This is a genomic window from Lactococcus sp. DD01 (assembly GCF_001578715.1).
In the GTDB taxonomy this organism is placed as follows: Bacteria; Bacillota; Bacilli; order Lactobacillales; family Streptococcaceae; genus Lactococcus; species Lactococcus petauri.
Genome location: NZ_KQ968939.1, coordinates 368,546 through 381,486 on the forward strand (window position 1 = coordinate 368,546; position 12,941 = coordinate 381,486).

10 protein-coding genes are annotated in these 12,941 nt (G+C 39.4%); 4 read left to right on the top strand and 6 right to left on the bottom strand.

The window, feature by feature from the left end:
* Positions 1-187 precede the first annotated feature (187 nt).
* Together LACDD01_RS12180 and LACDD01_RS12185 are read right to left on the bottom strand one after the other, a co-directional pair.
* Positions 188-784 (bottom strand): hypothetical protein, encoded by a 597-nt coding sequence (locus tag LACDD01_RS12180; protein WP_061413025.1) that lies wholly within the window; start codon positions 782-784, stop codon positions 188-190.
* A 54-nt stretch (positions 785-838) separates the two neighbouring features.
* Entirely contained in the window at positions 839-1,045 is a 207-nt protein-coding gene (locus tag LACDD01_RS12185) for a hypothetical protein (RefSeq protein WP_206887465.1), read from the bottom strand.
* A 70-nt stretch (positions 1,046-1,115) separates the two neighbouring features.
* Here LACDD01_RS12185 and LACDD01_RS11980 point away from each other — a divergent pair, with 70 nt between their 5' ends.
* Positions 1,116-6,110 carry an LPXTG cell wall anchor domain-containing protein gene (locus LACDD01_RS11980; protein WP_231863335.1) on the top strand — a complete coding sequence of 1,665 codons (4,995 nt, stop codon included), beginning with the start codon at positions 1,116-1,118 and terminating at the stop codon, positions 6,108-6,110.
* 180 nt (positions 6,111-6,290) lie between these two features.
* On the top strand, positions 6,291-6,770 hold the full coding sequence (locus LACDD01_RS01875) for an SNARE-associated domain-containing protein (RefSeq protein WP_061413032.1): 480 nt from the start codon (positions 6,291-6,293) through the stop codon (positions 6,768-6,770).
* Positions 6,771-6,844: 74 nt separating this feature from the next.
* On the opposite strand, the gene LACDD01_RS01880 is transcribed toward LACDD01_RS01875, so the two are convergent.
* The 3 genes from LACDD01_RS01880 to LACDD01_RS01890 all read right to left on the bottom strand — a co-directional run bounded on the left by LACDD01_RS01880 (position 6,845) and on the right by LACDD01_RS01890 (position 9,001).
* Positions 6,845-7,441: a lipoprotein BA_5634 family protein gene (locus LACDD01_RS01880; RefSeq protein ID WP_019294045.1), complete on the bottom strand. Its 597-nt coding sequence runs from the start codon at positions 7,439-7,441 to the stop codon at positions 6,845-6,847.
* Positions 7,442-7,555: 114 nt separating this feature from the next.
* A complete protein-coding gene (locus tag LACDD01_RS01885) occupies positions 7,556-8,359 on the bottom strand; it encodes a pyruvate, water dikinase regulatory protein (protein ID WP_061413033.1) in 804 nt (267 codons plus the stop codon).
* A 9-nt stretch (positions 8,360-8,368) separates the two neighbouring features.
* Positions 8,369-9,001, bottom strand: coding sequence for a helix-turn-helix transcriptional regulator (locus LACDD01_RS01890; RefSeq protein WP_061413034.1), 633 nt, complete (start codon positions 8,999-9,001; stop codon positions 8,369-8,371).
* 200 nt (positions 9,002-9,201) lie between these two features.
* Here LACDD01_RS01890 and ppdK point away from each other — a divergent pair, with 200 nt between their 5' ends.
* Positions 9,202-11,820, top strand: coding sequence for a pyruvate, phosphate dikinase (ppdK, locus tag LACDD01_RS01895; RefSeq protein ID WP_061413035.1), 2,619 nt, complete (start codon positions 9,202-9,204; stop codon positions 11,818-11,820).
* Between the two features lie 40 nt (positions 11,821-11,860).
* On the opposite strand, the gene LACDD01_RS01900 is transcribed toward ppdK, so the two are convergent.
* Positions 11,861-12,259, bottom strand: coding sequence for a phosphate-starvation-inducible PsiE family protein (locus LACDD01_RS01900; protein ID WP_004257024.1), 399 nt, complete (start codon positions 12,257-12,259; stop codon positions 11,861-11,863).
* A 296-nt stretch (positions 12,260-12,555) separates the two neighbouring features.
* On the opposite strand from LACDD01_RS01900, the gene LACDD01_RS01905 reads away from it, so the two are divergent.
* On the top strand, positions 12,556-12,936 hold the full coding sequence (locus LACDD01_RS01905) for a VOC family protein (protein WP_019294041.1): 381 nt from the start codon (positions 12,556-12,558) through the stop codon (positions 12,934-12,936).
* The last annotated feature ends 5 nt before the right edge of the window (positions 12,937-12,941 follow it).

Sequence of the window (12,941 nt, forward strand, 5' to 3'; positions counted from 1 at the left end):
CACTCTCGGCTTCTGAATCGGGACGTGAGTCAAGCTCGACTTCAGCTTCAGAAAGCACTTCATTAAGCGACTCATCATCACTTTCAGAATCAGGCAACAATTCATCTTCTGAATCTAACTCTGTATCTGGATCAACTTCAACGTCACAATCAGTAAGTGAATCTGTATCTGCCTCAAGTTCAAACTCTCATTCTGACTCTTTAGAATCAGGTTCTGAGTCGGACTCTCTAAGCGTTTCAAGTTCATTGTCTGATTCAAACCGTGAGTCTAATAGTGAATCTGCATCACATTCGTCCTCAATAAGCGAATCTAATTCGGTCTCAGTCAGTGAGTCGCTAAGTGATTCCATTTCTAATTCAGGATCAATAGAAGAATCAGTTTCTGACTCTACATCAGATTCTCTTTCCCTTTCAGGTTCGGAAAGAGAATCAACGAGTGATTCAGCAAGCCTTTCAACATCTACAAGCGAGTCTATATCACAATCAATAAGTGAATCAAGTTCGATTTCATCTTCATTATCAGAGTCGAGTCGTGATTCTCGTTCAGAAAGCCAATCTGCCTCTGATTCACAATCAGTATCAAGTCGTGAATCAACAAGCGATTCAAGCAGTGACTCTCTTTCAACAAGTGATTCCCTTTCAACCTCAGTAAGCACATCTGTTTCGGAATCAATTTCGCATTCAACTTCAAGTCGAGAATCAAGTTCAGAATCAGCAAGTCTTTCAACTTCACTGTCAGCTTCGGAACGTGACTCTTCAAGTGATTCAGCGAGTGAGTCAAGCAAAGCCTCAAGTTCAGAATCAGCTTCAGAAAGTCTTTCACTGTCAGAATCTGGACGTCAGTCAAACTCAGAATCAGCTTCAGTTTCAAGTTCTATGAGTGACTCTGCTTCACTGTCTGGTTCAGTTTCCGTTTCAATCAGTGCTTCAACGTCAAACTCAAGTAGAGAATCAAATAGTGACTCCGCCTCAGCTTCCGTTTCATCATCTGAGTCAAGTCGTGAATCACTTTCAGATTCGAACTCATCTTCAACATCTGTAAGCAATTCTCTCTCTGATTCATTGTCAGTTTCTGGTTCAGCTTCAGATTCTCTTTCAACTTCTGAGTGGGCTTCTATGAGTGATTCAAACTCCGTTTCTGGATCTTTGTCGGAATCAAGTCGTGAATCACTTTCAGAATCAAGTTCTCTCTCAACTTCAATAAGTGACTCTATATCTGAGTCAAGTAAAAACTCAGCTTCAGAAAGTACTTCACGTTCAGAATCAACAAGAGATTCATTATCAGATTCTGCATCAAACTCACTTGAGTCTAATTCTGATCAAAACTCAGCGAGCGAGTCAAGTTCCGCTTCAGGTTCTCTTTCAGCTTCCGTTTCAAGCTCAGAGTCAAGCTCAAGTTCAGAATCAAGTAAAGCTTCAAGTTCAGACTCCGCGTCAGAAAGTCTTTCAAATAGCGTTTCAGAATCACTTTCAAACTCAGCACAAGAGTCAAGCAGCGAATCAGTGTCAGGGTCACTTTCGGTTTCTGAATCAATTTCAGGTTCTATTTCTAACTCTGTTTCAAATTCAAACCTTAATTCTGATTCAGAGTCGGTTTCAAACAGTACTTCATTGAGTGAATCAGGCTCAAGCTCAGAGTCAGAGCTGGTTTCTACCAGTGATTCAGCTTCAGCATCAACTTCTGTATCAGAATCGCAGTCTGTTTCAAACTCAAGCTCAAGTTCAGAATCAAGTAAAGCTTCAAGTTCAGACTCCGCTTCAGAAAGTAACTCTGTCAGCAACTCACTTTCTGTTTCAGATTCAGAACGTAATTCTGACTCAGAGTCAATTTCCGCTTCCGTTTCAAACTCTATATCTCAATCTGAGAGCCAATCTGTTTCTGTTTCAACTTCAGATTCAAACTCTGAGCCTGTCGAATCTGGTTCAGACTCCGATTCGCTTAGCGCTTCAAGCTCGCTTTCAGAATCAAGTCGCGTTTCATCAAGTGAATCTTCAAGTCTTTCAGCATCGTTGAGTACATCACTTTCGACATCAGGAAGTCTTTCAGATTCAAACTCTGCCTCAAGCTCAGATTCGAGTCGTGAGTCATTGTCAGATTCTTCAAGTCTTTCTGCCTCGACTTCAGAATCAAGTCGTAATTCAGAAAGTAACTCAGCATCGCTATCTACTTCAACAAGTAGTTCACTTTCGACATCAATGAGTGATTCAAGCTCGCTCTCCGATTCGTTGTCAGCTTCGATAAGTCTATCTCTATCAGTATCTGACTCTTCAAGTCACTCAATCTCAGACTCTCTGTCAGATTCTGCACGTGATTCAATAAGCGAGTCGGTGAGTGATTCAACTTCGAATTCTCTTAGTGAATCGATTTCGGACTCTGTTTCAGTTTCTAACTCAAGTCGTGATTCTATCTCAGATTCTGCCAGTCTTTCGACATCTGTTTCAGACTCCGCTCGTACCTCTCTGAGTGAGTCGGCAAGTGAGTCAAGCAAGCATTCAAGTAGCGAATCAGCTTCTGAGAGTACTTCGCTTTCTGTTTCAGGCCGTGATTCGATATCAGAATCTATTTCTGAAAGTAGCTCTCTTTCAGAATCAAGTCGTGATTCTCAATCTCTATCAAATTCAACATCAAGCTCGATGAGTGTTTCACAATCCGAGTCAAGAAGTAGTTCTAGCTCTGAGAGCAGTTCTCTTTCAGAATCAAGTCGTGATTCGCTCAGTGATTCTGTATCAGTTTCACAATCGTTGTCTGACTCAGCACGTGAATCTCATTCTGAAAGCATTTCAGTATCAAGCTCAATTAGTGAATCGCTTTCTGATTCGCGTAATGATTCAAGCTCAGAAAGCACTTCAAGCTCAGACTCAACACGTGATTCAATTTCTGACTCAAGTTCAGATTCTCTGACTTCTAATTCTGATACAAACTCTATGAGTGAATCCAGCTCCACATCGGGGTCTCACTCAACTTCAATTTCAAGCTCAGAGTCTAGCTCAAGCTCAGAGTCTGGAAAAGCTTCAAGTTCAGAATCGGTATCTGAAAGCAGTTCAAATAGTCACTCAGACTCCCAGTCTGTATCTAGTCGTGATTCAGAAAGTGAGTCAAGCTCGGTTTCTGCATCTAACTCAGACTCCCAGTCTGTTTCTGAGTCAATCTCAATTTCGGACTCAGGACGCATTTCAAGTTCAGAATCTGTGTCTGAAAGTGTTTCAAATAGTTTATCTGGATCACAGTCAGATTCATCACGTCAATCCGATTCCGACTCATCATCTGAATCCAGCTCAACCTCACTTTCTCAGTCTGTGAGTGAGTCAACTTCGGTATCACAATCATTGTCTCATTCTGAACCTCTTGAGTCAGGATCAGAATCTGATTCATTGAGCATTTCAACGTCTATGTCAGATTCGAACCGAACTTCGAATAGTGAATCAAGTAGTACGTCAGCCTCAGTAAGTCATTCACAATCACAGTCTGATAGTATTTCAGCATCAGAGTCTGTTTCAACATCAAACTCTTCTCGTGAATCTGTTTCTGACTCAGTGAGTGCTTCAAGCTCGTTGTCAGCTTCAGAGCGCGATTCAAACAGTGCTTCAACGAGTGCATCTGTTTCTGTAAGTGAATCTGTGTCTGAATCAATAAGTGATTCGACATCAGTTTCAACATCAGTTTCAGCTTCGAGTCGCGACTCTCTCTCTGATTCAGCAAGTGCTTCAACATCAACGTCAGCCTCAGAACGTGATTCAGGTAGCCTTTCTGCAAGTGAATCAAGCAAACTTTCAAGCAGCGAATCAGCTTCTGAAAGTACTTCACTTTCTATTTCCAGTCGTGAATCAGCTTCAGATTCAAGTTCAGAGAGTAGCTCAAGCTCAGATTCTAGCCGTCAATCAGCTTCCGAGTCTGCTTCACTTTCCGCATCAATGAGTCTATCGACATCAAGTTCAGTCTCTGAGTCAAGTTCAGAAAGTCGTTCACTTTCAGATTCAGCGCGTGAGTCTGTGAGTGCATCAGAATCACTTTCTGAATCGCTCTCTTATTCAAGTCGTGAATCAACTTCTGAAAGTCTCTCAACATCAAGTTCCGTAAGTGAATCTCTTTCAGGCTCTAGTAATGCTTCCAGCTCAGAAAGTACTTCAGCTTCAACTTCAACACTTGAATTAAGCAGTGAGTCAGTATCACATTCAACCTCTGGTTCACAGTCAGATTCAGTATCTGCCTCACTTTCAGCTTCAGAATCTATAAGTGGTTCACAATCACTTTCAGGTTCACAAAGTGAATCTAGCAGCCAATCAGGCTCTGTGTCTGAATTCGTAAATAATTCTCAAAGTGATTCAGTATCTGTTTCCTTATCAACATCGAGCTCAGAGCAAGAATCTCTTTCTGATTCGGTATCAACATCAGTATCAATCAGTGATTCACTTTCGACATCTTTATCCTTGTCAAGTTCAGAGAGCCTATCTGCATCAAATTCGAACCGTAACTCTACTTCGGAGTCAGCTTCAGAATCATTAGCTTCAAATTCTAATACTAACTCTGCAAGTAATTCGGCTTCAGGTTCTGCCTCACACTCAGTATCTACATCAGCCTCAGAATCACTATCTATTTCGGGTTCAGAGCAAGCTTCAAGCTCGGACTCAGTATCTGAAAGTGTATCTGTGAGTGGATCTGTATCCTCCTCAGCATCGGAAAGAGACTCTTTAAGTGAATCTGTCTCAGAATCCCTATCAGGCTCAAGTTCAGCTTCAATATCAGAATCAGTATCCTCGTCGGATTCAAGTAGAACTTCAAGTTCAGAATCAGCTTCAGATAGTTTGTCAATAAGTGAATCAATCGTTCACTCAACTTCAGAACGTGATTCGTTGAGTGAGTCAATCTCAACTTCAGTGTCAACCTCAGCTTCCTTATCTGTCTCAGATTCGGCATCAGCTTCAGAATCAGGGAAGGTATCAAGTTCAGAGTCTTCATCTGAAAGTAGCTCAAATAGTATGTCGGGCTCAATTTCTGATTCACAACGTGAATCACAGAGTGATTCAATTTCAGATTCTATCTCTATGTCTGGTTCGACATCAGTTTCAGAATCAATCTCAGCATCTCTTTCAGGAGAGCTCTCAAGTTCAGAGTCTTCATCTGAAAGCAGTTCAAATAGTCTATCTGTATCTCAGTCAGATTCTGACCGTGGATCAGAGTCAACGTCGAGCTCAACTTCAACATCAAGTTCAGCTTCTCAATCCGTGAGCGAGTCAACTTCAGTATCACATTCACTTTCGCAGTCTGAACCAGTAGAGTCAGGTTCAGCTTCAGATTCGTTAAGTGATTCGACATCAGTCTCTGATTCAAACCGAAACTCGCTCAGTGAGTCTGTGAGTCATTCCGTTTCAGCAAGTGATTCCGCATCATCTTCATTGAGTGATTCAGTCTCTGTTTCAGATTCACTCTCTGCTTCAGGACGTGAGTCAATGTCTGAGTCTGCCAGCCTTTCGACATCTATTTCAGCATCAGAGCGAGATTCTCTCAGCGATTCAGTGAGTGAGTCTGGTTCAACAAGTGCTTCGCTGTCGGTATCCACAAGTGATTCAGTCTCTGTTTCAGATTCCATCTCTGCTTCAGGGCGTGAGTCAATGTCTGAGTCTGCCAGCCTTTCAACATCTATTTCAGCATCAGAGCGAGATTCTCTCAGCGATTCAGTGAGTGAGTCCGGTTCAGCAAGTGCTTCGTTGTCGGTATCCACAAGTGATTCAGTCTCACTTTCATCATCAAGTTCGGAGTCAAGTCGTGATTCCATAAGTGATTCAGCAAGTGATTCAACTTCGATATCAACTTCAAATAGAGAGTCTGTTTCAGAATCAGCATCAGAAAGTGGCTCAACATCGCTATCACTAAGTGATTCAGTCTCACTTTCAACCTCATCATCAATGTCTGAATCAGCATCTGTATCAACAAGTGAATCAATTTCCGCATCACTAAGTGCTTCTGAATCAACATCATTAGCATCTAGAAATTCAGAACACATGAGCACTTTGCCACATACTGGTGATAAGGACTCTATTGGCTTAGGTGTTTTAGGCTTAGGATTAATAGGTACCGCAGCTCTAGGTAAGAAGAAAAAGAAAAAAGCTTAAGAACAAATAACAAAAATATTTAGAAAGGAATAAAATAAAGTAAAAAAGCAAGTACTAAGGTATTTGCTTTTTAGTTTATATTTGATGTAAAACAAAAGAATTTGACTTTTTAATATATTATGTTTCAATAGTAGAGAGCTTTATAATTTAGCTTATGTAAAATAAGAGGAGTAAAAACAGATGGTTGAAAAGATGCTAAATTGGGTGGCAAGTTTGCCACTCTGGCAAGCCACCTTGTTCTTGTTTATTGTTGTTTTCTTTAGAGCACAGATGACATTTGGTCTAGGAAAACTCATTCATATGGGAATATTGAAGACAAAATGGGGGAAAAAGGCAGAAAAATCCGAAGAAAATCGAGCAGGAATGCTTGCTCTTCAAAAATATGGATGGCCCGTTATACCTTTGAGTTTCTTGACAGTTGGTTTTCAAACTGTGGTGCAGCTTGCTGCTGGTATGTTAGATTGGAAATGGAGCAAGTACACACTGGTCGCTCTTCCAGGCTATTTAGCGTGGGGCTTTGTCTACGCTGCAGGAGGACTAACCTTATTCCGCTCGATTGCTAATGGCTCAATTGGCTTATTGATTCTTTTTGTTATTATCGTATTGTTACTTTGGAGTGTTGGGACATTTTTAGTGAAAAAACTTAAGCCTAATACATAACACAAGGGACTTGTTCATATTTCATTTTTTCTTTAAATATGGATTCAATATAAAAAACACAACCTTAGTTGTGTTTATTTTTGTTTAAAATTAAAAATTTGTGCTTTATCGGCTTTATATTCTGTTAAAGCATGTGCAGCATCTCGTTTTTCTTCAATCATGCTGACATATTTGGCAGGAGCTTGAAACTTGCTGAAGTCTTCTTTGTCAAGAACGAGTGTTTTTTTCGTCATACTTGATTCACCTAAGACAACATATTCCGTTGTAGCAGCAGTAAAACTTTGTCCTTTTTCATCTTCGATATTTTTTACTTGTGTATCAGCGGTCCATAAAGCAGGAGTTTTCGAAAGCGAGGTAATATGTTTGAATTTGAATTCGTCCCCTTTTTTGCTGACTGCGTTGACAGCTTTTGCCTGAATCAATTTTTCAGCAGATGTCGCATCTAATACCAAAGTATCTGTTTCAGCGACATATTTTCCTTCAACAGTGATGTTATTTTTTATGTAAGATTGGTTGTCTTTTAAGCTTTGATCAAGTTCTTTTTTGTCTGAACTATAAAGAATGATGCCATGAACAGGCTGGTGGAATAAAGAGATAACTTTACTAACGGCAAAGTAGCCTCCTGCGATAAACAAGATGAGTGCTGGAATAATCCAAAGTTTCTTTGTCAATGTAGTGTTGTCCTTTTCTAAAGTTTTTTTATTTCTTTATTTATTTTATCAAGGAATTATGACTCAAAAACTTACTCTTCTGTAAGATAAAAAATAAAAGCACTTGTGTGCTTTTTATTTTTGGATAAGATTCTCAATAAGCATTGAGCTTTCTTCAATCGAACGTTTACTGACATCAATTGTCTCTATGCCTAACTGCTCAAAGAGTGTATCGGCATATGCCAACTCTTCAAGAATACGTTTTTCATCAGAATACATGGATTTTGTTTTAAGTCCGAGCGTTTGCTCCCGGTAGCTTCGTATATTACTTAAGCTTTCAGAAGTACTGGTTAAGCCAATAATCTTATGCGGATTCACTTTATAAAGTTCTTTAGCCACTTCGACCTCCGGAATAATCGGGAGATTTGCTACCTTGTAACCTTTGTTGGCCAAGTACATACTCAGTGGGGTTTTCGAAGTTCGAGAGACACCAAGAAGCACAATATCAGCATTTAAAAAACCTTTAGGATCTTTCCCATCGTCATATTTCACCGCAAATTCGATAGCAGCGACCCGATTAAAATAGGCTTGATTTAACCGATGCACACTGCCGGACTCTTGTGTAGGTTGCTCACCTGAACGTTTTTCAATAAGTTGCATGAGCGGCGACATAAAGTCCACATAGGCCAAATCATGTGTATCTGAAAATTTTTGGACACAATCTACTAAAGACTTATCAACGAGAGTGATAGCGACAAGGGCATTTTCTTTTTTGGCATCATTCAAAATTTCTAATAGTGAATCTTTATCATTGGTAAAAGGATAAAGTTGAACATCTGATAAATCAACAGTCGGAAATTGTGCCACAACAGCAGAAATAATTTTTTTTGCTGTTTCACCGACAGAGTCAGTAATGAGATAAATTTTTATATTTTGCATTTTGTCCCCTTAATCTTCGCTTTGCATTTCGTTTCCTGTTTGGATGAAAGCTTTCATGATGTGTTTAATGGATATTTTACCGATTATTTTTTTCGAGTCTGTTTTTTCAAGCACAGGTAAACTATCTACTTCGTATCGAGAAAGAATATTCCCAGCTTCTAGTAAAGTCTTATCGGCGGTTATAGTATGGATATTAGGCATACGTGTCATTATTACAGCAACAGGAGTTTTTTCTAGATTATTGCCACTTATAGCGAACCGAAGAAGGTCTTTACGAGAAAGAAGTCCAGCTAAATCGCCATTTTCATTTTTGACATAGATACTGCCAATATCATAGAGAAAAAGACTTGTCGCAGCATCGTAAACAGACATATCTTGTGCAACAATCAGGGGTGAAGTCATAAAGTCAGACACTTTTTTTGAGTAGCAACTTTCAATATAAAGAGGCTGCATTTTTTGCCCAGTATAGAAATAGCCAACCTTTGGCTTTGCATCAAGTAACCCTGTCATGGTAAGAATAGATAGATCGTTCCTTAAAGTTGCACGGCTTAAACCTAAAGTTTGTGCAATTTTTTCACCACTGATGGGCTGTTCCGCTTTTACGATATTAATTATTTCAGTTTGTCGAGTTGTTAATTTCAAGTGTCACTCCTTAATAAATAGGACATACTATATATTATATGTGTTTTATCTTTTTAAATCAACTAATAAAAGGGATGGTTGCCACATGTAATGTTAACAAGCTAAAAAGAATGCGATTACAAAAAACTTGACAACGAATATGACATACTATATAATGTGTTTATTCACCAAATAGTATGTCACATATAAAGGAGACGCGAATGTCACAAGCAAAAAAACGTGTTTATAACTTTACAGAAGGTTCAAAAGAACAAAAGGCTCTTTTGGGAGGAAAAGGAGCAAATCTTGCAGAGATGACTGGGATTGGTTTACCAGTACCCAAAGGATTTACCATTACTACAGAAGCTTGCTTAGAGTATCTGGACTCGAAAAAATTATTGCCTGAGTTGGTTAAGGAAATAGAAGAACATATTGCTAGGCTAGAAAACGAAACTGGAAAGAAATTTGCAGATGAGGAAAATCCGCTATTAGTTTCGGTCAGAAGTGGCTCAAAATTTTCAATGCCGGGCATGATGGATACTATTTTGAATTTAGGCTTGAATCATCAAAGCGTTGAAATCTTTGCCCACAAGACTGAAAATCCTGTGTTTGCTTATGATTGCTATCGTCGTTTAATCCAAATGTTTGGCGATGTGGTTAAAGGGGTTGATAAAAATATTTTTGAAGAAGCACTAACGCTATATAAAGCGACCCAAGGTTACAGTTCTGATATTGAGATGAAAGCGGAAGATTGGAAGGAGATTATTCAACAATTTACCACAATCTATCTGAAAGAAGTTGGTGAAAACTTCCCTCAAGATCCCTCCAAACAACTTTATGCGGCTGTAGAAGCGGTGTTTACTTCTTGGAATAATCCGCGTGCTGTAACTTACCGTCGGATTCATGAAATCTCTGATAAACTTGGAACAGCCGTTAATATCCAAGAAATGGTTTTTGGAAATACTGGAGGGAATAGCGGTACAGGTGTTGCCTTTACACGCAATCCTGCAACAGGGGAAGCTGGTGTTTTTGGCGAATTTTTGTTGAATGCGCAAGGAGAAGATGTTGTTGCAGGGATTCGGACACCACGTCCAATACAAGAGTTGAAACAAGAACAGCCCACGATTTATATGCAATTTGAGAAAATATGCCATCAGTTGGAAGCTCATTATCAAGATATGCAAGATATCGAGTTCACCATAGAAGAGGGAAAACTCTTCATTCTTCAAACACGTAATGGCAAACGAACAGCAAAGGCTGCCTTTAAAATTGCAACGCAAATGGCAGAAGATGGCGTAATAAGTAAGGAGGAGAGTCTGAAACGCTTAACACCTTCAATGATTACCCAGCTGCTTCATCCAGTATTTGATGAACAAATGTTGGCGGAGAGTAAATCTGTAGCGAAAGGATTACCTGCAAGTCCTGGTGCAGCCTCTGGGAGAGTTTATTTCCATGCAGAAGATGCGCAAAAAGCACACGAGGCTGGGCAAAAAGTTATCCTTCTGAGAACAGAAACTTCACCAGAAGATATTGAAGGCATGGTTGTGAGTGAGGCTATTGTCACTTCTCGTGGAGGAATGACCTCTCATGCTGCCGTCGTAGCACGAGGAATGGGGGTGTGTTGCGTGGTTGGATGCGAACAATTAACGATTAATGAAAAACTCAAACAAGCATCCGATGGTACACAGACCATAAAAGAAGGGGATTTACTCTCAGTAGATGGTACAACAGGAAAAATCTACCGAGGTGAAATTAAATTCGATAAGGTACAAGATCTAGATCTTTTAGTAAAAGTACTTCAGTGGGCCTCTCACATCGGAAATATGCAGGTAAGAGCAAATGCTGAGACAGTTGAAGATATTAGAGCTGCACTGGATTTTGGTGCAAGCGGCATTGGGTTGGCACGTACAGAACATATGTTCTTTGGGAAAGAACGAATTTTGGAAATGCGTAAAATGTTTCTCTCAGAAGATCAACTGCAGCGTAATCAATCCCTTGAAACACTCAAAGAATTCCAGAAAAAGGATTTTGCTGAAATTTTGAGTCTGACGGAAGGAATGCCATGTACGATTCGCCTTTTAGATCCGCCACTTCACGAATTTATGCCCAAAACTAAGGAAGAATATGAGCAAGTGGCTGAAGCGTGTGGACAAACGGTTGACTTTATTATGCAAAGAGGTAAAGATCTTGAAGAGTTCAATCCGATGCTGGGGCATCGTGGTTGTCGTTTAGCCATCACCTATCCCGAAATATATGAAATGCAGGTTGAAGCAATAATGGAAGCTGCTTTGGAACTCGCTAAAACAGGAAAGCAAGTCAAACCAGAGATTATGATTCCTTTAGTTGCTGAAGAAAAAGAATTGTCTTATCTTAAAAAGATGTTAGAAGACAAAATCCAAGATGTCTTTGAAAAACACCAGCTGAAAATTGCCTATAAAATCGGCGCAATGCTTGAAATTCCAAGAGCTTGTTTGACGGCAGATCAGCTTGCGACATCAGCACAGTTCTTTAGCTTTGGTACCAATGACCTGACACAGCTGACCTATGGCTTTTCTCGGGATGATTCGGTCAAATTTTTGCCCGATTATGTTGAAAAAGGTATTTTAGAAGATGATCCCTTTCAACATTTGGATCAGAAAGGAGTAGGCAGTTTGATGAAAACGGCAATAGAGCTTGTCAAACCACAACATAAAGATATCAGTTTTGGGGTATGTGGCGAAGTAGGAGGTGATCCAGACTCTGTTGCTTTCCTTCAAAAAATCGGTTTGGATTATGTATCATGTTCGCCATATCGAGTTCCAGCAGTTCTTCTTACTGTTGCACAGATGAGTATTAAGTAAGAGAATGTAAAAAACCTTCGACGATAAGCGAAGGTTTTTATTATTTTAAATCTCCCCAAAGGTTGAGCATCACGGTTCCAATGATAAGGACTAAAATGGCTGAACATTGGAGGAACAGGCTGAGTTGAGAAGTTTCGTGATTTGAAATTAAAAGCCGAACGATAGAAGCAACCGCGATATAGATATATTTCTTGATTGTTGGGTGATCATTATCGGAGAGATAGTGAATAATGAGTTCTAAGAATTCCAAAAAGAGGAAAAAGGTTAAGATACGGTCAATAATATCGTAGAAACTGTAATCAATAAATCCTGTAGTAAATGAGGAGAGAAGAACCCAAATCTCTTTAAACATAAGAAAGGCAATGACCAGCCCGAGTAAACTTAAACAGACTTTTATAATGACATTAAAAGTTTTTGATAAAAAATTAAATTGAATCAAATGAGAACCTCCCTGATTAGTCGTGTAATTTTATAATTCTAGTATAGCACAGAAACATCAGCTTTGAGGAGAGATTAGACTTGAAAAAATGAATTGAATATTTGAAAATAAGAAAAGTCTTATTAAAAAGATACGTTTTCTTATCACATTATCTCAATGTATAAATTATCCCTATCGGAATTCCAGCGTTTCTAAATTGTTTTTTACCTTAGACTGTGGGATAATCAATGTAAAAGAAGAAGGTGCGTTTTAGAGCAAGTCACCATCTGTTTACTTTATAGAAAAGAGAAAATACTATGATTAATCTTTGTAATATGCTTTATGTTTCGGATGTCCCAACGCACGCAGAATTTTGGGCGAAAGTTGGCTTGAAAGAACTTCGTCGCCAAGGTTCAGGCTCGCAAGAAACGGTGATTTTCGCAGTGGATGCGGATGCTCCAAGCGCACGTATTCAATTATGGAATCTTGACTTTATTCGTCAAAATTCACCAGAAGTAGCAGATATGAAAGGCTCAATGCTTTTTACTGTGGATGACTTAGAGGAATGGCACACGCGTGTCTCTAAAGCAACGAACACAGCAAGCGCAATCAATGATTTCCAAGGTATGGTGAACTTTAATTTCCAAGATCCTGATGGAAATTATTATGCATTTGCGCAGACTGAATTACCAGAATGATGTGC